This is a genomic window from Paenibacillus sp. FSL H3-0310, assembly GCF_038002785.1.
Classification (GTDB): Bacteria; Bacillota; Bacilli; order Paenibacillales; family Paenibacillaceae; genus Paenibacillus_AQ; species Paenibacillus_AQ odorifer.
The window spans coordinates 1194957-1214178 of record NZ_JBBODC010000001.1 but is presented as its reverse complement, the minus strand read 5'-3'; the positions used below and the strand labels follow the sequence as shown (position 1 = coordinate 1214178).

Below are 19222 nucleotides of genomic sequence, written 5' to 3'. Positions count from 1 at the left end.
TAGATTAAGCTATTGTTTCCTATTAGAATGAATCAAGGCACTTTTTATGTATCTTTTTAGTTTATCCAACTTTTCTTAGGGAATCTACTTTCATATAGGCAGGACTATATCTTGACTCGTTATGAAATGCCTACTGCGAAGTTACTGAGTGGTAATCTCGAACTTCGTACCAGCATCTCCGGCGAAAACAATAGATCCTCCCGCGGGCAGTTCGACCTGATCCTTGCCACCGATGACACTGAAGTAGATGCATTTTCCCCTGGCATTATAAACAGCGAAGGAAGTGTTCGGGGACATGCTCACCTTAACGATCTTCCCCCTGTCCTTTTCGCTTATCGCATACCATTGGGCGTATCCGTCAGGCAGAATTGTAACGGTTGACATCTTAGTGAAGTTAAAAGGCTTCACGGCATCCTCGTTCACTAAGAGGATTTCACCCATCTTTAGGTACTCAACGCCGTCTTGTGTAAAGAACGTAAGACCTAAAAGATCTCGCCCGCTCATTCCCGGTATTTGCAATTCGGAGATGGCCGTATTCGGGCCGGTTATTCGCTTATCAAACACGTATCCAGGCAACTGTTTCGACACATTCAAGTTGATGGTTACCGATGTCAAATAAGAAATCGACGTATACTTCCCATTCAGCAGATAATACTTCTTGCCGTCGCGCTGCATCCATGCTTTTTTTGTCTTTGTCGAAAGATCTTGAGGCTGGAGCTTTTCCGCGTTGTACTCTGACAGAGCCGTCTGCCCAAGAGCTGGCACCGAAACGTATTGACGAATCCATAAGTAAGTGCGGCCATTCTTATTCGTCACAAAGCTGATCATCACTTTCCCATCCGCACTCTTAAACGTGCCGTCTGCGGAATACTCGTAGATCTGTACCGGGTTATCAGATGGCTGCTCCGAAGTAATGGACATGACGCCGCCTTCGTTAATATCGATGTTAAACGTTCCTATATACGTACCATAGATTCCCGAATACTGCAGCATGGATTCTGGCATATCAGCCTTTACCGGCACGCCGTAAGACTTCTCAGGCTTGATTTCAGCAATTATACCTTTCTCCTTCAGCGCCTGAAGTAGGATTTCGTTCGCCAAAAGCTGGTCGTACGTGCCGCTCCCACCGGAAGAGACAACAGCTACCGCCATCTCCTGCTCTGGAAGCACAACGAGTGACGCGTGATAGAGAGTGACGTCCCCGCCTTTGGTCAATGCCTTTATTCCGTATTCGCTGAACGGATACAGATTGACGCTGTCCCAGCCTAGACCGTATTCGATTGAGTTGTCCGCATCGTCAGGCCACAAAGGCATCTTGTACTCGTTTTGCGCCATGGCCGCAACCGATCTACCTGATAAGACTTCTTCCGCTTCCCCCGTGAAAATCGTTGAAAATCGAGCCAAATCCTCTGCCGTGGAATAGATACCTCCAGTCCCTATCATGTTAATCGTCTGGTTGGGAAGTTGTCCTATATAGTTATGATAATAGAGTCCCGCCATCTTCGCCGTGTCCGGAGAATCGAGCGGCGTCACCGTATTAGCCATACCCAGAGGTTCTGTAATATATCGATGGATATAAGAGGTAAAGTCCATTCCGCTGACCTGCTCGACCAAAATCTCGGCCAGCGTAAATCCGTCATTGCAGTAAACCGAATAAGCGCCCGGGTCTGCTTTCAAGGTCTGCTCGGACAGTTGCTTCAGCAGTGTGTCGTGGGCATAGGTGTCGTTATCTTCGAATAAATCGGCGTTCATCACCGATGATCCGTTCAGACCGGAAGAATGATTCAGCAGCATGCGCGCTGTAATCTGCTTATAGCGTGCATCCTTCATCGTAAACTCGGGGATATAATGGACAACCGGCGTATCAAGATCGATTTTCCCTTGATCGACCAACTGCATAACGGCAACCGTGGTAAACATTTTACTCGTCGAGGCGATCCCATACATCGTGTCTTTCGTGAGCGTCTTCTGTCCCTGCTCATCATTTCTGCCGGATTGGCCAGATACAACAATGTTGCCATGATCGATAAGGGCGTACTGTACACTGTTAGTATCGTAACCTTTCGTAAGGAGATCGGCTTTCTCATTTGCAGCTTTCATGGTTAATTCGTAGGTGAGCCCAGCTTCGTAAGAAGGCGAGTCCACTTCAATCGTTGACACGGTTATCGGAGCAGCACTTGACTCGATCACCTCAGTCGTATTCAGTCCTATTGCTATGTTCTGCGTCTCTGTCGCTTTGTTGTCGTCGCAGGAGGTTAACAGCAGAAGCAGACATAGCACAGCTAGCATTATCCATCGACTTTCCATCATTTGAACTCCCCTTCCGGAGTTTTGGTAGATATAACACTAAATTGGTATATTTATATATTAATGAAAAATTAGTATTTACGCAAAACTGCCCGTTAGTTGAATAAAGGCAGCTGATCCACTGACCGGCTGCCTTATGTCATCATTTAGCTATCGCTATTCGATAGTTTAACAATCAAGATTTCTGCACGCCGTGACCACTCTTCTAATGTCTATGCTCAAGGATGTTGATAAGTTTGCCAAACGGATCGCGGACATAGAATCGCCGAACACCCCAAGGCTCATCAACAAGACCATATTCTATCGGAAATCCAGCTTTCTTCATGCTTTCAAATGTAGCATCGACATCATCTACTTCAATTGATAGATCAGGCGTAGGCGTTTCTGAGCCACCCTGTGAGGCAAAACTAATCTGAATGCTCATCTCCTCGTCTAAACCATAAGTTCTAATCCAACCATGATCCATCATTAAATCAAGACCGAGCACATCCTCGTAGAAGCATTTAGCTGCCGTGAGATCCTTCGTGTTTATATTGGCGACGATTCGTTTGACCTTCATTTCAAACCTCCCAGACAGAAGTAGATTATCCTTGAATATAGAATGCATTCAACATATAACAGTTAATTCTAGCCTCGACGTTCCTGACCTTTATTTATCCATATTTAGCTGCGGAGGCTCACCGAGCAGAAAACACCAGAAAACACCCGAAGAACTGGCATTAAGTCTGGTTACGAAATCTCCGTACTAACCACCTCAACACAAGAAGCACCACGATTCCGCAAATGGTATAACTGATTGGGCGAATAAATTGCTCCACGATACCCCAGTTGTCACCTAAGCGGTATCCCAGATAGATCAAAGCTAAGTTCCACGGGATACAGCCGAGTGCTGTAAATGTTATGAATCTCCAAGCTTTCATTCCAGCAACCCCTGCGGGCAGTGAGATAAAAGTACGAATAAAGGGCAACATACGAGTAAAAAATACGGTACTCTCTCCATAACGCTCGAACCAACGCTCCGATTGCTCCAAATGATGCTCATTTAGGAGAATATATTTTCCGTATTTTTCTAATAACCGGCGTCCACCAGCCTTACCAATATAGTAGGCAATGATGGAACCCAGTAGGTTTCCGAATATCCCAGCAACAGCAACTTCCATAAAAGTAAGCGAGCCTTGCGCAATCAGCCACCCACCGCTGAGCATAATCACTTCACTGGGAATGGGGATACAGGCACTCTCTAGAATCATCCCTAACCATATGCCCCAAATACCCATAGAATTAACAAGGTGAAGCGCGGATTCAGATATCCACGTAAATAGTTGATGCATGAGTGTTCACTCCGCTTCATAAATTTTACTATTCCTTAAGAAAGTCTCGTTATAATTGAACAAAAAACGGGGGGAAAACAAAATAATGATGAAATTCAATATACACAAATTTTTGTATGGCATATTCGTTATAGCCGCTATCTTGCTGATGTTCCCTAAATTTTCTTACAATGATCCCGATACCTTCTGGCATATAGAGCTAGGACAATATATGATCGGGCACGGACAAGTTCTACATCATGCCATACATACTTTTTACGGAGATAAGCTGCCCTACGTCCCTCATGAATTCGGATTCCAACTGCTCGTTGCCCCGCTTTATGCAGCTTTTGGATGGCCGGGTGTGTATATTTTGACCGCTGTATGCTTGTTCTTTTTAGTGCTCGGATTGCTTCGGCTGGGCAAGGTTTCACGCAAAGAACTGGGACTCCAAGAAGACCATGTTCTCCTGCTCCCTTTTGTGCTGCTAATTTCTTGCTGGATTTATTATAATTATTTCAAAGGCCGTCCACAGATGATCTCTTCGTTTATGATTGTCTGGTTTTTCGTATATTTACGTGAATATCAAATGAGTTCTCAAAAGAAATATGCCGCTGCGATGATTGCCCTTTCTATTGCCATTGCCAATTTCCATGCAGGAGTATGGCTTGTAATTGCTGTATTTACAGGGATGGCTCTGCTTGAATCCTTGATCCAAAAAACGCTGAATGGGCGTAAAATCATAGTCTTCAGTCTCGTCTGGTTCGTTGGCATTCTAAATCCAGGCGGCGTAAAAAGTCTCTTGTTTATTTTGACAGTTACGAAGAAAAACTTTAACCTGCTGATCAATGAATGGCAGCCGATTCGGTTCAATAGCTTGGAGAACTTGCCCATCTTACTATTGCTTTTGTTCTTTGCCTGCACACTTCCTTTTGCACTCCAGCGTAAACCGTTCCGTTTTTTTCTTATGCTTGGGATTCTATACCTCGGTGTATCAAACTTCAAGCAAAACCTGTTTATGTGGCTGTTCATCCCCTATTTTGCGGCTGTATTTTTTGATGCGCTTCCTGAGTTCACCAAAACAGGTATTCTAGTCCGACAAAGTACATTACGCGGGTTACTGGCAGTTGGTCTGCTGCTAAACATTGCTTATCTATTCCTTGTACCACCAGTTATTGACGCCAAAAAATATCCTATAGATGAAATGGACTATATTCTGCAGCATACATCTGAAGGTACACGTCCCAAAGTTCTCGCCCACTACGGTTCATCCGGCTATGTCATGTTTCGAGGGGGAGATGTATTATGTGATGGCAGACAAGATCCCTTCGTGACAAAAGATTCTCTTGGCGTATTGGGTTGGACTGCTTTTGAACGCTCGATGCACGGATTCTCTGAATACCTTCCCGAGATCGTTAATTACGATCAGCCCGATTATGTAATTACGAGCAAAAAGGTCTCATATAAACTACTCAAGGAATGGACACAAAAATTCGGTCAGCCCGTATTTACGGGGACCTATGGCAGTGTCTTCTCGTTTATCCCAGAGTGATGATCCGGCTCATTAATTCCTCACTCTGTAGAACGCAAAAAAAAACGCTGACCTGAGGCAATCTAGCCTATAGTCACCGATCCGCAAATAAGTATTCTGATTAATAACATCCGCATGGTAAGGATATACATAATTACGACAAATAAGAAAAATAAGTTAGTAAAATATCAAATCTAGCGTTGATTGTTCCTTAATTGTATAGTATTTTATGGAAGAAAGGTAATTTAAAAGAAGGGAGGAATTAAAAATGGACAAGATGTGTATGGAAATGATGATGAACATGTGTATGGATGATATGATGTCTAAGATGAACTGTATGAAGATGGGCATGGAAAAAATGTCTGAAATGGGCATGATGGATATGAACATGGATATGATGATGAAAAAAATGCAGGACTGCGATGAAATGATGACTATGTGTATGACAATGATGCGCGAAGGAATGCAAATGTCTAAGTAGCCTATAGACCATCGTAAGTTTGGCAGAGCAGACTAACTGCATGCCTTTTTTTATTTTCTATTTATTATTACAATGTGAGCTTAAATTATATCCTGATATATCTACTCTGAATCTTCTTCGATAGATTAATCCGTTCCTGCTTTAACTCCCAGACTTTCTCTTTCCACCGGTACTGCTCTACTGGATCCGCACTTTCCCTCAGCTTATTAAATAAATCCATTAATATTGCATTTATATCGTCGAATTGAATCCACAGCTCTTTCACACTTTGTTCTGTTGTCTCAGCATGAGAATTCTTACTCAGCTTATTCAAACGATCTATGATGTCAGCTTGCCACTGTCCATCGTTAATTGCTTTGGCGTAGTTTAGAAGATCCAGATAATCATCGACAGACATTTTCACCGACTCCTTATTCTGTGTATACCCAGTATTATACTCGGCATTATAGAAATTGCAATAGTCTATCTGTAGAAAAGGCATCTTCTCAGATGCCCCCGCAATGTTATTCCCAATCCGTTACTGGATTTTCCCGCCTTCAACGACAAGCTCATCAGTATATCCTTCACCGTAAATTTCATTTAAGGTTTCTTTGTAGGCTTGATGGATAAATTGTTCTTTACCAAGGGTATCAAGTTCTGTATTAATCCAGTCCAGCAATTCCTTATTCCCCTTTGCCACTGCTGGAGCTATTGTATCCTGACCCCCGAAAGCAGGAATGCTGACCGTAAATCCAGGATTTGATTTAGCCCAAGCAATGAGTTCTGTATTATCGTTAGCGATTGCCGCCCCCCGACCATCTTTAAGCGCTGCAAAAATCTCTGTGTACTGATCGAATTTGAGCAATTCAATATCCGGATATTCTTTGGTAAAATAGGTTTCCGCTGTCGTACCTTTAGCTACAATGAGCTTTTGCTTGTTCCCTTTTAATTGATCAATGGAAGTGATTGGAGCACTTTCTGGGGATACGATCCCAAAGGACAATTTCATGTACGGATTAGCAAAATCCACTTTTTCTTTTCTTTCCTCGGTGACCGTAAAGTTAGCCATAATGATATCAACCTTACCCGATTCAAGATAAGCCACGCGGCTGGCAGCATCAACTAACACAAATTCAACCTTCGATTCATCCCCTAGCAGATCCTTGGCAAAGCGTTTGGCAATATACACATCAAATCCTTGGTTTTTACCCTCAGCGTCCACATAACCAAAAGGTGGTTTGTCTGCAAATACGCCGATCTTAATCTTCCCTTTCTTCTTTAGCTGTTCAATAGAAGTGAATTTAGAAGATGCTGAGTTTCCGTTGTTATCCGAACTATTTCCGCAAGCAGCCAATCCCATCAATAATATACTTACACCTACCAGCATCGTTAGCCATTTCAAACTTTTCTTCATTTCTCTTCCTCTCCTATTTCTATAATTTTTCGTACTGAAATATATCCAGAAAATGCTGGGCACGTTCTGTCGCAGGGTGGGTAAAAAATTGTTGCGGGGCAGCGATCTCACATATCTTGCCTTGATCCATAAACACGATCCGATCCCCAACCGATTTGGCAAACCCCATTTCATGAGTCACGATGATCATCGTCATTCCTTGCTGAGCAAGCCCTAAGATGACGTCAAGCACTTCCCGAACCATTTCCGGATCCAAGGATGCCGTTACTTCATCAAATAACATAATCTCCGGGTTCATACATAAAGCTCTTACTATAGCTATTCTCTGCTTTTGTCCACCGGAAAGCTGGCGTGGATAGTCCAGTTTACGCTCAAGCAGCCCAACCCGCTCTAAGAGCTGTTCCGCTTGCTGCGTTGCTTCTTTAAGCTCTCTCTTTTGTACTTTCAGAGGGCCTAGAAGAATGTTATCCATAACCGTCATATGAGGGAATAACTCATAATTTTGAAAGACCATTCCGATATGCTGCCTAACTTCACGCCAATCTACAGCAGTCCCCGCGAGGTTCTGCCCACGATATTGTATCGCCCCTTCCTGAACCGGTTCCAAACCGTTAAGACAACGCAAAAACGTACTTTTTCCACAGCCAGAGGGACCGAGAATAACGATTACTTCTCCTTTTTCCACCTGCAATTCAATGCCGTCCAGAACCTTTCGCTCTCCAAAATATTTGTGTAATTGTGTAACCTCCAGCAGGAGTTCTCCGGAATCTGCCATTACAACCGTTCCTTCCTAAGCCTTAATTTTGCCATCTGCTTTCTACTTTTTTCGAAAGTCTGGATAACGGAAAACATACAGAAAAATATAATATAAAGATAAAGCCGTATACCCAGAATGAAGCGGTGGGCGCTTTTATTACGCCGAGTTCAATGATCTGCTGCCCGATCTTTACCACCTCAATCACTCCAATCAGCACCACCAGTGATGTTGTCTTGATCATTCGTGTGGCAAGATTAATCATTCCCGGCAGCAATCTGCGTACAGCCTGCGGGATCAAAATATGCCGATAAAGTTGACTGCTGCTCAGACCTAGCGCCCTGGCAGATTCCACCTGATGTTTTGGCATAGATTGCAAAGCTCCACGAACAAGATCGCCAATTTCCGCAGCTCCCCATAAGCTGAACACCAATATAGAGGTAGCCTCCCCGCTGATATCGATATGAAGTAATGGAGAGAAACTGAAATGTACTACATACAGCCACACTAGAATCGGAATAATTCTAAAGGTCTCCAAATAAAGACGTAATATAAACCTTAATGGCCTCGATCCCAGCGTCCGGAGCAATCCCATAACGATCCCTAATAACGTACCGATTCCAATAGAGAGAAATGAAATTTCAATCGTTACAAGTAAGCCCCCTAATAATCGTTCGAAATTAGAACCTTCAAAAAGCACCTCAATCCCCGAATTCTGCATATCTCACCTTCCTTTCCACCCAAGTCAATAAAAGCGATAAGGGCAGGACTAACACCAAATAGGCGAGTACCAGAAGGAGCAGAGACTCCGCTGTTTTGTAATGCATGCCGATCAAGTCTTTTGCCACATTCATCAAATCCATTAAAGCAATGGCACCTACAATAGAGGTCTCCTTCAGCAGAAAGATCGCATTTGCCCCTAAAGAAGGAATACTTATCGCAAAAGCTTGGGGAAAAATAACATATCTGACCAGCTGCAGCTTAGACAGTCCAATGCTCTGACCTGATTCAATCTGCGATTGGCTAACTGCCTCGAACCCACTTCGAAAAGCCTCCGTCATATAGCTCCCGCCCAAAAATGTCATGCCTACAATCGCACAGGTCATTTCACTAAAGTGAATTCCGATCTTAGGTAAGCCATAGTAAAGAAAAAAGAGCTGCACAAGTAAAGGGGTGTTCCGTGAAAGCTCAATGTAGATCTTAATAACATCACTGACGATTTTGACCTTATAGTACAAGACGATACTGAACAGTAATCCAATAAGGAGTGAGAATACAATAGCTAACAACGCTAGCTTCACTGTCAGCCACATCGCCTCACCATAAAGCGGCAAACTCTCGTAGATAAACTCCCAGTCTAAATTCATATCTGAGTAACCCGATCCCCTTTTCTTAATTTCTAATAATTATCAAAATCTTACATTAAACCTTACGCGTGGTGATATGATTTTATTCATACTATTCCAAGTAAATAACTACGTTTTAAAACTCTTGTATAGTAGTCCACAAAAAAAACCGCTAAGAGATTAGTCTTAGCAGTTTCCTTGTTCTATAGGATAAACCTTGCCCCACCCTAACATCCCACTACCAATAGCCTCGGATGCCGGTCTGCAAGCGGATCAGCGCTTCCATATAATAATAATCTCCCCAAATCATATGACCATCAGGCACACGTCCACCTCTCACATGATAAGAACCATGCTTTAGAAGTCCCTCTGCTTCCGGATTTCCAGATGTCGCATAATGTTCCACTAGAGATTTCATGCTACGGTGTAAAGCAACTTCATAAATGGCTCGGTCCGGATCGTCTACGCCTAGGTGATCGAGCAGTTCCAAAAGACCGGCTGCCGCAATCGCCGAAGCCGAGCTGTCGCGAGGGGTCTCCGCTCCCACTGGCACATCGAAATCCCAATAAGCCACACTATCCTCCGGTAGATGGCTGATAAAATAATCCGCTAGGCTCTTAGAAGTCTTAAGAAAATCCTCATTCTGCGTATAGCGATACGCCAGAGCAAAACCGTATATTCCCCAAGCTTGACCACGTGTCCAGGTCGATCCGTCCTCATAACCTTGATGTGTTCCTCCACGAATTGCATTTCCGGTAGCCGGATCAAAATAAAAAGTATGGTAAGAGGAGGCATCCCCACGCACAAGAAATTTCCGGCTCTTAAACGCATGTTCGAGCGCTATTTCATAATAGCGCTTATCTCCTGTTTCCTCAGCTGCCCAGAATAATAGAGGTAAATTCATCAAGCAGTCAATAATGATACGTCCCGCATTCTCCGGGTCACTCTCCAGTCCCCAGGCCTGAAGAATCCCTGCTAGTTCACGCCAGCGCTTGCACAGCGTGTCCGCAGCTTGCAGACCGACAGCTCGCGCCGCTTCGCTGCCCGTTATTTTCCACTCCGCTACTGCGGTCAGTGTATACAAGAAACCAATGTCATGATGGTCCAGGGCGATGTGCTGATCCAGACGATGCTTGAAGTCCCCTAACCAAGAGGCTGCCGCCTCCTTATAGCATGAATCCTTACTATATTCATAAGCAAGCCACATCATCCCAACATAGAAACCCTCTATCCAGTCGTCGTTGTCTCCCCATTCGTACTGTTGCCCCTCAGCGATATGAGGCAGTTTGCCCGGATGGTTAGCCATATTGCTCCCAACTTTGTGAATCGCATCCTCAATAGCCTTATTCCACATCTTTGTTTCTCCCTCCCCTTAAATCAACAGTATGCAAAAGTGTATCGTTACTAGGTTCGTATACAGCAACCCTTCCGTCCGAGTGCCATTGAATAAGCGGCGGTGAAGCAAGACTTGCCTGGTTCTCCGGAGTATTCGTCGCTCCGAAGACAGCAGATATCAATACTTGATCTCCCGGTTCCAGTCTGGAGCACAAGCTCGGAAGAAGTGTCCGCGGCTTCAGCAGATTGGTATTTGGCTCGGGATATACGCACTCTCCCCGATCAAAGCCGCTTAGCCTATGTATGGCACTGATTCCCCAGGGCAGCTGCACCGAAACAGCAGTGTTCGATACCTTAATGATTTCCCGTTCACTGTGCGAGAAGCCAGCTGACTGGCCAATGGCAAATCCACCCTCCGATACATCCAGCCGCCGGGCAGTATGAATGCTGTGAACACGAACATGCCATAGACCAGCCGGAATAATCCATGTCTCCACATGTACATCACTCCAGGGATGCCAGCGGGAATATACATAGCTGTCCCCGATTTCCCAGGTCTCGCAGAATCTGCGTACCCGATAGTGTTCATCACATTCGCATAGTGCGAGTGTAGAATCGTAAGCGCCTTGAACCAACCCGTAACCCGCTTTCGGGACACTAAAGCCAAACAGAGTGGAATATGCAAATTTAGAATATTTGGCTGCACTATGGGCCATATCAAAGTTAGCCATCTGGCCAGAGGTATAGGCAATAACATGCCTGTTTCCTTCCGGACGACTCACAAGCATTCGCGCCTCTTGGAGAGCCCGTACCTCTTTCAAAATAGGCAACGGCTCTTCCTCCGCCTGCCAAAAAGGATGATCATCTGGCAAGGCAAGAATAAGCATAGCTTTAAAGGCCCAATACGGAGATCCGGGGGCGTTGTAGTTCTCTGTCATGACTAGATTCGGATAAGCATATCCGATGCTAAGCAGTCCGTCTAATCCCATAATAGGTTGTTCAAACCACCAACGAAAATGGCGCATAATGATTCCTTTAAGAACGCCATATGAAAAAGGAACCATATCTGCATACACCAGCGCACTCCAGAATGAAACCTGTGCAAAACGATAGGTCAGGCTACGACCAAAAGGAAGTGCGCTTCCGTCCTCAGCGAACCAATAAATGAAATCCTCGGCAAATCGTGCGGATCTTTCCCGATAAACAGCAGCTCTCTGAGGATCATCATCCGCCATCAGCTTAGCGTATATCAGCGTATAATAATGCATAGCAAAAGCAATATAATAGTCCCTCTGATCGGTCAATCCATCGGAATACCAACCGTCACCAAGATAGTAATTATCGATCTGCGCTAGATAATCATCCATTATGCTCTGATCATAAGGTAATCCGACTTTCTTGAAGCCCACATTCACAAGAACCGTGAACATCAGCCAGTTATTCGGATTGGAACGATCCACATGATTAATCTGATTTAGCCAGTTATATACATTCATTTTCTGCGTGTCGCTCAGCGGCTCCCACATTTTATGTGGTGCAAGAGCAAGCCCCAGTCCCAACACGGCCTGCTCTACCATACGCTGATCTTTGGTAGTAAATTGCCCCCAATATTCTTCATGCTCCGGGTCTGTTCCGTTGATGATCCCTTCCAGAAACATCGGCCAGAGAGCACTTTCCCCTCCACCGCTGGCATGGGGAACAAGGCCCCATAGAGGACGGGCGAAAGCTTCCATAAGCGCTGTAGCTTCATTGTAAATCGATCCTGTAGCGCCCATATTAATTCCTGCACAACCAGAGGTAAATCTGCGCTCCAGTGGAGTATATAGTTCATTTAGGAACATCTGTAATTCATTTTTAGTGCCCTTTATTCCCACAGCAATGTTTCCTCCTGTCCACACTCAATGCCAAGTGGCATATTCACTAGGCCTCATGCCCATTTCCCGTTTAAACAGCTTGATGAAATAACTTTTGTTGGCATATCCCAGATACTCGGAGATCTCTTCCACTGTCTTTTCAGATTGGTTAAGCAGCTCCTTTGCCTTCTGAAGCTTTAGCATATTTACATATTCAATGAAGTTCTGGTTTGTTTCCCGTTTGAATAAGCGGCTGAAATAACTGGCATTTAAGTTAAGCCGGCCTGCCATGTCCTCCAGCGTTATTTTCTCCGTCACATGACTAATCACGAACTGCTGGGCTTTGATGACCTCACTCCGTTTAGACTTGATGGAGAACATACTTATTTTCCGCGCTAATTCCTCCAAGTACTGCACCAGCCATTGTTCCAAATGCTCCAGAGTTTCAATGTCACCAACCACGCTAAAAAGCTTTTCTTCGGTTATAGGCAATGGAGATTGCAGAAGCTGTTTCGTCTTCATCTGCAAGTCCATCAGCAAGCGAAGCACACATTCCTTGACTTCATTCGGATGGAATTTTTGCGAGGCCACCCATTCCCTCCATTCCTTTACATGAACGCGAAGCTCCGTGTTCCTGTTCAAGGCAATATCATCATTGATAACAGCGTACAAGGTTCCATATTCAGCATAAATATCTTCTCCGGAAAAGCAGACTTCTTCAAAACGGTGGATTCCCGCCGCAGGGAGATAAAAGCGCTGTATTTTCTCCCTCAGCATCCGCTGCAATGTTCCACGAATTTCCTCAGGACTGCGCGCCTCAGCGCCAAATAAGCAAGAGACAGACAGTTTAAGATATTTTTGAACCGCAGAGGCTGCATTTTGAATAGAGTGATAGATAGCCTGGTGATCTTTGGAAGGCTGGTCGCTGCAAAAGAGAATGACAATCTCCTTATGGCTGTATCTCGAAATAAACAGACTGTGATCAGCCTCAAGCACTTCCTGCATAATATTCTCAACCGCAAAAGAAATTGTATATTCACTCATCCGGCGCACCCTTGAAGCTTCCTCTGGACGATCAATTACAATAACCAGCGGGATATAGTTTTTGGCATGGATCATAATTCCGTTTGATCGGGCCTGCTCGATCCAAGCCCCCTTATCCCAGGATTGATACAAGGTATCTTTTAGAAACTTTTCCTTCAGCGCGGCGCGATTTTGAGACTGCTTTTGCTTATAAACCAGCATCTCTGTATGCTGCTGCCTATTCAGTCCCACTTCCGCCACAAGGGTTCTAATCGCTTGCTGTAACTGCTCAATATCCAGTGATTCTTTTAAAATATATTCTCCTACGTTTAATTTCAGCGCTTGCTGGGCGTATTTGAATTCGTTGTGGCAGGAGAGAATAATCGCACGGATTCCGGGCTGCACAGCTCTGAATAGCTCCAGCATCTCCAGCCCGTTCATCTTGGGCATGCCAATATCGGTAATAATAAGATCTGGTGGACTCTGCTGTGCTTTTTCCCAAGCCTCGAGACCGCTATAATAACATCCGATGAGTTCAATACCGAGCTCACTCCAAGGTACGGCCTGCGACAAATAACGGATAACCGGATAGTCATCATCCACCAATATTGCCGTCAGCATTCTCCACACCCACCTTTCCGTAATCCAGAGGAAACTCCAGACAAATCTCTGTGCCCACATCAGGTTCACTTTGAATATTCAGCTTAAAAGAAGCGCCATAAATCATACTGAGGCGTTGGGCCACATTGCGTAAACCTATGCCGGAGAACCCTTTTCTGTCCTCCTCTGTAATTTGTTCGCTGCTGTATGCGGTTTCACGAAGTCTTGTTAAAGTTTCCGGCGACATCCCGATCCCATTATCCTTAATGGTGATAACCAAGCTTTCCGTAGTTGCAACAATACGAGCTTCAATAAAAATCTCGCCACCAAACTGCTCGAAGCCATGGATGATGGCATTCTCGATCATGGGTTGAATCATAAATCGAGGCACCAGTGCTTCAGCGCTCCCGTCCGCTAAATTCATTTCCAGCCTGACCTGATTGGCATGGCGGAAATTCATTAAAGTGACATAATGCGATATCGTATCTGTCTCCTCACGAAGCGGGATAAACTCATTGTCCCTGTTAAAGGTCATCCGGAGCAAAGACGACAGGGAACCAATCAACTCAGCATTCTCCCGATCGCCTTGCATCAGGATATTTAAGCGAATCGAATTCAGCAGATTAAACATAAAATGTGGATTGATCTGCGCTTGCAGCATCTCTAGTTCGGCTTTTCTTTTTCCCGTCTGTTCATAAGTGATTTGTTCAATCATAGACTCGATCCGATCCAGCATCTGGTCAATAGTGCGGGCGAGCTGTGCTGCCTCATTATTCCCTCGAATGAACGAACGTTCATCCAACTGACCACGACCTATTCGCTTTACAAAAGCGCTTAATTTTACGATTGGCTGAGTCAGCTTTGAGATTAGAACGGTTAAGAGAACGGAAAACAAGGTAAAGAAAAGAATCTGCACCGCCAGGCTGATAAATAAAATCTGCTTATTTTTCGACAAGGCTGCCTTCAGCGGAATAATGCTGACCATCCGCCATTTGTTACTGCTCAGCTCCTGATCAACATATAAAAACTTCTCTCCGTCGATTTCCACAGTGTCAAGCTCGCCATCCATTTTCAACCACGTCATCGTCTCTCCGATTCGGGCCTTGTCAGCATGGGAAACTACAGTTCCCTTGTCATCCAATAGCATCATCTCTTTATCATTATCGTTATTTAGATAAGGACGGAGCTTACGCTCATTGATATTAATAATTAAATATCCGATGGTACTGCTGGAGGTCGATTGAATCGGCCTCGCAATGGTTACCCAATCAGCTGAGCCTTTATCAGAATAATTGTAGTACGTATCGTGCTCCGCTCTCCAATAAGTCGAAATGGGTTGAATTTGTTTCAGCAACGATGTCCAATTTTTGTTGTAGAAATTTTTCGGGTTAAAGTCACTGTAAGGATAGCTGGTATAAATCAAACCATTTTTTCCGATTAACGTCACCTTCAAATATTCTGTTAAAACAAACATATCATCCAGCATCCGCGACATACGGTTATACTGAATGATTTGCTTTGGTGCACGGAGCGACTCTGAATCGGCAGACATCATCTGCCTGATCTCGCTGTTCTGGAGCACAAAGTTGGACTGTTCCAGTGTCTGTTCAAATATGGCATTCATATTGGCGCTGGCTGCATTTAAAGATTCTCTTGCGCTACCAACCGCTTTCTCCAGAATGAGATCCCGGGTCAAATAATCTGTAACCATGTAAATGCAGACAAGCGGGATCAGCACGCAGATCAGCGATGACCAGACAAGTTTCTTACGGAGGGATTGATGCTTTCTAAACACGGATTACAGGCCCCACATCTGTTTGAATTTGGAGCAGGAGGCAGAAATGCTTTCCTGCCCCCACATTATAAGCCCCCTTTGAAAAGCGTACAATCAGCCTCCGCTTACTTTCCGCTATTGTTCTGAACAACTTCCGTTATTTTTTTATCGATATTGGCAACTGTGACATCCAGATCCTGTTGGCCAAGGAGATACATCTCCGCTTCTGGAATAACGTTGTTCTTAGCTTCATCCGCATATTTAGCCGGAACCTGCGTTGCACCAGGTGTCGAGTTCTCCATCGTATATTTCAGAGAATCTACATCAATCTTAGAGGAATCCTTAGAACCACTCACAATTGTATCCACTAATTTATTCGTATCCGATTTGGCCCAGCCAGAGAAAACGCGTCCACCGATTTCCAGTCCTTCTGAGGTATACCAGCGCACAAAGGTATAGGCAGCCTCCTTATGCTTGGATTTAGCGGCTATTCCCATGTAGGTCGGCTGTACGGGTGAGTAATGTTTGCTCTCACTGTCAAGACGGGGGATCGGCGCAAACGCGGTAACAAAGGTTGCCGGAATGGCATCCGTTCCACCCGATTCCGCAACCATCCAGTCGCCCATCGGAAGCATCGCTGCTAAACCGTTAAAATACTGATTCCGGTAGGCTAGTTTTTGCGAAATAATATCCTCATAAGGAGTGGCACTCTTATCTTCGTACATCATTTTCTTCATCATCTGCAGGTTAGCCTTAAATTGCGGGTCAAGTGCATTGGAGGTTCCATCAGCTTTTAGAAAAGTATTATCCGTAGACTTGCTCATCAGCTGGAGCTGGAAATAATCCGGCCAATTATGCAGATATGCGCCAAAACGTTTCGTTGCGCCCTCACCCCTGGTCAATTTCTTGGCATACTCTTCGAAATCCGCCCATGTCCAGTCGGTCGGAACCGGAAGGCCCGCCTCATCTAACATTTCTTTGTTAAGGAGCACGAACCAGCGCTGCATGGAAGACGGTAATGCATAGATTTTGCCATTGACCGTAGTGTCCACCAGATATTCATCTGCGAGCTTATAACCTTCCTTCTGAATATAGTCATCCATCGGTTCCAACAAACCGATATCTGCACGCTGTGAATAGTTGGTATAAGGCAGTTCGACAATATCCAGCGGATCGCTCGCAGCCGCCATCAAATCCAGCTTCTGCATAGAGGCAACCGAATCACCTTTTTCATTCAGCAAATCTACTTCCACATGAATATCGGGATGCGTCTTCTCAAACTCCGCGATAATCGTGCTCCATTTCGCTTTGGCTTCTGTCTGCCAGGTGCTCAGCTTCAGGGTAACCTTCTCTGCTGCAGGCTTTGAATTTCCACCAGCATCGGGTGCATTAGTCGCTCCTGCATTATTGGTTTTCGCATTTCCGCCGCAAGCGGCCAATGATAACGCCATCGATGTGATGATGAATGCAGATAATAATTTCTTTTTCATTTAGACCCTCCTATAAATGTGTTGGGCATCACTCGCTTAACAACCAGTGACTATGTAACTGCTTACAAGAATATCCTAACATGCAGGATTGACGAGGAAAGTTCTCATATTCTACCGAAGAGAAACTATTTTGACTTTTATTATCCTTTCACACCTCCGAGGGCAATTCCCTCAATAACCTGCTTCTGTCCGAGTGCAAAAATGATCAGCAACGGCAGGATTGCAGATACCGCACCAGCCATCATGAGTGAATAGACATCCCCGTATTGGTCCCCGAACAACCGGATCCCCAGCTGAATCGTGAACAGCTCCTTGGATTTCAAAAAAATGAGTGGATATTGATAGTCGTTCCAGGTCCAAATAAAGCGCAAAATAGCATAAGTAGCTACAGCGGGACGGATCAGCGGAAAGGCAATCTGTAGAAAAGAGCGAAAATGCCCTGCTCCATCCATCCGCGCCGATTCAAGATACTCGTTGTTTACCCCCATAAAAAATTGCTTGAGCATAAACGCTCCAATAATACTAAAGCTGTTAATCAGGATTAATCCCAAATGTGTGTCAATCAAATTCAGCCAGTTAAACAGTAGAAACTGTGGAACCAACGATGCCTGCGGAGGAACCATATAAAGTGCCAATACAACTATAAACATCGCATCCCTGCCCGGAAAACGCAGCTTGGAGAACCCATAAGCAGCAAGTGCGCATATCAGCACATTAATTATAGTCGTAGCCAGCGTAATATAAATGGAATTTCCATAATAGCGAGCAAAGTCACCCGACCACACCTGTTTATAATTTTCAATGAGGTTCCACTGCTGTGGCAACCATTGAATCGGAAAGTTAAACACATCTTTCTCCAGCTTAAAGGAAGTGGATAACATCCATAGGAATGGTAAAAGAAATGCGATACCTAGCAGTCCCATGGCGATGGTCCAGAAGGTTCTGGATAAAAGCTCTTTTTTCACTGTAATTTCTCCTTTCCGCCTTTAATAGTTGACCCATTTTTTTTGCGCCAACATCTGCAAGGCTGTAATGATCAGGCAAATAAGGAACAGAACGAGTGCCATGCTAGAGGCGTAACCCGTCTTCAGCTGATTGAAGGCTGTATCATATAACTCGTAGACGATAACGGTCGTGGAGTTAGCCGGTCCACCCTGGGTCAATACTTGTATCAGATCAAAGATTTTAAATGAGCCGATAACCCCTGTTACCAGCAGGAAAAAGGTAGTTGGCGAAATGCAGGGAACCGTGATGTTGCGGAATTTGCGCCAGACGTTGGCACCATCAATATCAGCCGCTTCATAAAGATCCTTAGGAATACTCTGTAAACCTGCAATAAAAATAATAATGTTGTAACCGAGCTGAATCCAGACTTGAATCAACATCAGCGACGGCAGAGCATAATGGATATCCGCTAACCATTTGGGTGGGTTGTTCCACCCCAGTGACATCAGGAATTGATTGACGGGTCCCAGTGAAGGGTGAAACATAACCTGCCAAACCATAGCGATGGCAACTACACTGGAAATGTACGGAAGGAAATAAATCACTTTAAACAAATCCTTCAGAAAAACCTGTTTATCAATCAGGATAGCCAGCAGCAGGGCAACGATGATCGTAACCGGTACTGTGATAATAAAGAGCAAATTGTTCAGCAAGCTTTTCATAAAAGCATCATCATGAAACAGCCTGATGAAATTATCCACGCCCGCGAACTTAATCCCCCCTAACCCAGCCACAAAGTTCCAGTCCGTGAAGCTTAACAGCAGTGAGCCCAGCACCGGGATCAACGTCAAGATGATCAGCCCAAGCATAAGCGGAGCAACGAATAGATATCCCGCCATCGCTTCGCGTGTGTCCATGTTAAGATGAAACCTTTTTTTGCGTATCATAGTTCTCCTCCTTTACTTATCCATAATTGTAGAAAAAGTAAGCAGTCTTCATAAGAACTAGAATTGTTCATTTTGGAACGAATTTTACCGATCCAGCAGTTTTATATTCTTTTGCACAACGCAAAAAAAGCGC

The 19222-nt window shown here is 44.6% G+C and carries 17 protein-coding genes; 2 read left to right on the top strand and 15 right to left on the bottom strand.

Translation table 11 applies throughout. The features are described 5' to 3' along the window. Window positions 1–141: 141 nt before the first annotated feature. From MHH63_RS05380 to MHH63_RS05370, 3 genes are all read right to left on the bottom strand, one after another. Window positions 142–2310, bottom strand: coding sequence for a serine hydrolase domain-containing protein (locus MHH63_RS05380; protein ID WP_081387971.1), 2169 nt, complete (start codon window positions 2308–2310; stop codon window positions 142–144). Window positions 2311–2512: 202 nt separating this feature from the next. Further along, window positions 2513–2866, bottom strand: coding sequence for a VOC family protein (locus MHH63_RS05375; RefSeq protein ID WP_076186911.1), 354 nt, complete (start codon window positions 2864–2866; stop codon window positions 2513–2515). 160 nt (window positions 2867–3026) lie between these two features. Continuing rightward, entirely contained in the window at window positions 3027–3638 is a 612-nt protein-coding gene (locus MHH63_RS05370) for a DedA family protein (RefSeq protein WP_076130264.1), read from the bottom strand. Between the two features lie 85 nt (window positions 3639–3723). Between MHH63_RS05370 and MHH63_RS05365 the strand changes: the two genes are divergently transcribed. Together MHH63_RS05365 and MHH63_RS05360 are read left to right on the top strand one after the other, a co-directional pair. Continuing rightward, window positions 3724–5169: a hypothetical protein gene (locus tag MHH63_RS05365; protein ID WP_076218438.1), complete on the top strand. Its 1446-nt coding sequence runs from the start codon at window positions 3724–3726 to the stop codon at window positions 5167–5169. 247 nt (window positions 5170–5416) lie between these two features. Next, window positions 5417–5629 carry a hypothetical protein gene (locus MHH63_RS05360; RefSeq protein ID WP_038572647.1) on the top strand — a complete coding sequence of 71 codons (213 nt, stop codon included), beginning with the start codon at window positions 5417–5419 and terminating at the stop codon, window positions 5627–5629. Between the two features lie 85 nt (window positions 5630–5714). On the opposite strand, the gene MHH63_RS05355 is transcribed toward MHH63_RS05360, so the two are convergent. The 12 genes from MHH63_RS05355 to MHH63_RS05300 all read right to left on the bottom strand — a co-directional run bounded on the left by MHH63_RS05355 (window position 5715) and on the right by MHH63_RS05300 (window position 19089). Then, window positions 5715–6026 (bottom strand): hypothetical protein, encoded by a 312-nt coding sequence (locus tag MHH63_RS05355; protein WP_076194804.1) that lies wholly within the window; start codon window positions 6024–6026, stop codon window positions 5715–5717. A 120-nt stretch (window positions 6027–6146) separates the two neighbouring features. Next, on the bottom strand, window positions 6147–7022 hold the full coding sequence (locus MHH63_RS05350; protein ID WP_341171295.1) for a cysteine ABC transporter substrate-binding protein: 876 nt from the start codon (window positions 7020–7022) through the stop codon (window positions 6147–6149). Window positions 7023–7041: 19 nt separating this feature from the next. Next, a complete protein-coding gene (locus MHH63_RS05345) occupies window positions 7042–7797 on the bottom strand; it encodes an amino acid ABC transporter ATP-binding protein (protein ID WP_341171294.1) in 756 nt (251 codons plus the stop codon). A gap of 22 nt (window positions 7798–7819) precedes the next feature. Then, on the bottom strand, window positions 7820–8497 hold the full coding sequence (locus MHH63_RS05340) for an amino acid ABC transporter permease (protein WP_341171293.1): 678 nt from the start codon (window positions 8495–8497) through the stop codon (window positions 7820–7822). Next, window positions 8478–9143, bottom strand: coding sequence for an amino acid ABC transporter permease (locus tag MHH63_RS05335; protein ID WP_076186917.1), 666 nt, complete (start codon window positions 9141–9143; stop codon window positions 8478–8480). The genes MHH63_RS05340 and MHH63_RS05335 overlap by 20 nt, the downstream gene beginning before the upstream one ends. A gap of 217 nt (window positions 9144–9360) precedes the next feature. Then, window positions 9361–10476, bottom strand: a complete 1116-nt coding sequence (locus MHH63_RS05330; protein ID WP_076308172.1) for a glycoside hydrolase family 88 protein — start codon at window positions 10474–10476, stop codon at window positions 9361–9363. Continuing rightward, window positions 10466–12331 carry a DUF2264 domain-containing protein gene (locus tag MHH63_RS05325; RefSeq protein ID WP_339244394.1) on the bottom strand — a complete coding sequence of 622 codons (1866 nt, stop codon included), beginning with the start codon at window positions 12329–12331 and terminating at the stop codon, window positions 10466–10468. The genes MHH63_RS05330 and MHH63_RS05325 overlap by 11 nt, the downstream gene beginning before the upstream one ends. Before the next feature lie 24 nt (window positions 12332–12355). Then, window positions 12356–13954: a response regulator transcription factor gene (locus MHH63_RS05320; protein ID WP_340397063.1), complete on the bottom strand. Its 1599-nt coding sequence runs from the start codon at window positions 13952–13954 to the stop codon at window positions 12356–12358. After that, window positions 13929–15728: a cache domain-containing sensor histidine kinase gene (locus MHH63_RS05315; protein ID WP_076308174.1), complete on the bottom strand. Its 1800-nt coding sequence runs from the start codon at window positions 15726–15728 to the stop codon at window positions 13929–13931. The genes MHH63_RS05320 and MHH63_RS05315 overlap by 26 nt, the downstream gene beginning before the upstream one ends. A gap of 104 nt (window positions 15729–15832) precedes the next feature. Beyond that, window positions 15833–17197, bottom strand: coding sequence for an ABC transporter substrate-binding protein (locus tag MHH63_RS05310; RefSeq protein ID WP_076308175.1), 1365 nt, complete (start codon window positions 17195–17197; stop codon window positions 15833–15835). A gap of 140 nt (window positions 17198–17337) precedes the next feature. After that, window positions 17338–18120 carry a carbohydrate ABC transporter permease gene (locus tag MHH63_RS05305; protein ID WP_052097522.1) on the bottom strand — a complete coding sequence of 261 codons (783 nt, stop codon included), beginning with the start codon at window positions 18118–18120 and terminating at the stop codon, window positions 17338–17340. Window positions 18121–18183: 63 nt separating this feature from the next. Further along, window positions 18184–19089 carry a carbohydrate ABC transporter permease gene (locus MHH63_RS05300; protein WP_036683142.1) on the bottom strand — a complete coding sequence of 302 codons (906 nt, stop codon included), beginning with the start codon at window positions 19087–19089 and terminating at the stop codon, window positions 18184–18186. Window positions 19090–19222 lie beyond the last annotated feature (133 nt).

Bases quoted from the DNA above. Each gene is read 5' to 3' on its own strand.
- MHH63_RS05305 (WP_052097522.1), bottom strand. From the start codon at position 18,120: ATGGGACTGCTAGGTATCGCATTTCTTTTACCATTCCTATGGATGTTA.
- MHH63_RS05370 (WP_076130264.1), bottom strand. From the start codon at position 3,638: ATGCATCAACTATTTACGTGGATATCTGAATCCGCGCTTCACCTTGTT.
- MHH63_RS05375 (WP_076186911.1), bottom strand. From the start codon at position 2,866: ATGAAGGTCAAACGAATCGTCGCCAATATAAACACGAAGGATCTCACG.
- MHH63_RS05345 (WP_341171294.1), bottom strand. From the start codon at position 7,797: ATGGCAGATTCCGGAGAACTCCTGCTGGAGGTTACACAATTACACAAA.
- MHH63_RS05365 (WP_076218438.1), top strand. From the start codon at position 3,724: ATGATGAAATTCAATATACACAAATTTTTGTATGGCATATTCGTTATA.
- MHH63_RS05360 (WP_038572647.1), top strand. From the start codon at position 5,417: ATGGACAAGATGTGTATGGAAATGATGATGAACATGTGTATGGATGAT.
- MHH63_RS05380 (WP_081387971.1), bottom strand. From the start codon at position 2,310: ATGATGGAAAGTCGATGGATAATGCTAGCTGTGCTATGTCTGCTTCTG.
- MHH63_RS05355 (WP_076194804.1), bottom strand. From the start codon at position 6,026: ATGTCTGTCGATGATTATCTGGATCTTCTAAACTACGCCAAAGCAATT.
- MHH63_RS05350 (WP_341171295.1), bottom strand. From the start codon at position 7,022: ATGAAGAAAAGTTTGAAATGGCTAACGATGCTGGTAGGTGTAAGTATA.
- MHH63_RS05300 (WP_036683142.1), bottom strand. From the start codon at position 19,089: ATGATACGCAAAAAAAGGTTTCATCTTAACATGGACACACGCGAAGCG.
- MHH63_RS05340 (WP_341171293.1), bottom strand. From the start codon at position 8,497: ATGCAGAATTCGGGGATTGAGGTGCTTTTTGAAGGTTCTAATTTCGAA.
- MHH63_RS05330 (WP_076308172.1), bottom strand. From the start codon at position 10,476: ATGTGGAATAAGGCTATTGAGGATGCGATTCACAAAGTTGGGAGCAAT.
- MHH63_RS05335 (WP_076186917.1), bottom strand. From the start codon at position 9,143: ATGAATTTAGACTGGGAGTTTATCTACGAGAGTTTGCCGCTTTATGGT.
- MHH63_RS05320 (WP_340397063.1), bottom strand. From the start codon at position 13,954: ATGCTGACGGCAATATTGGTGGATGATGACTATCCGGTTATCCGTTAT.
- MHH63_RS05310 (WP_076308175.1), bottom strand. From the start codon at position 17,197: ATGAAAAAGAAATTATTATCTGCATTCATCATCACATCGATGGCGTTA.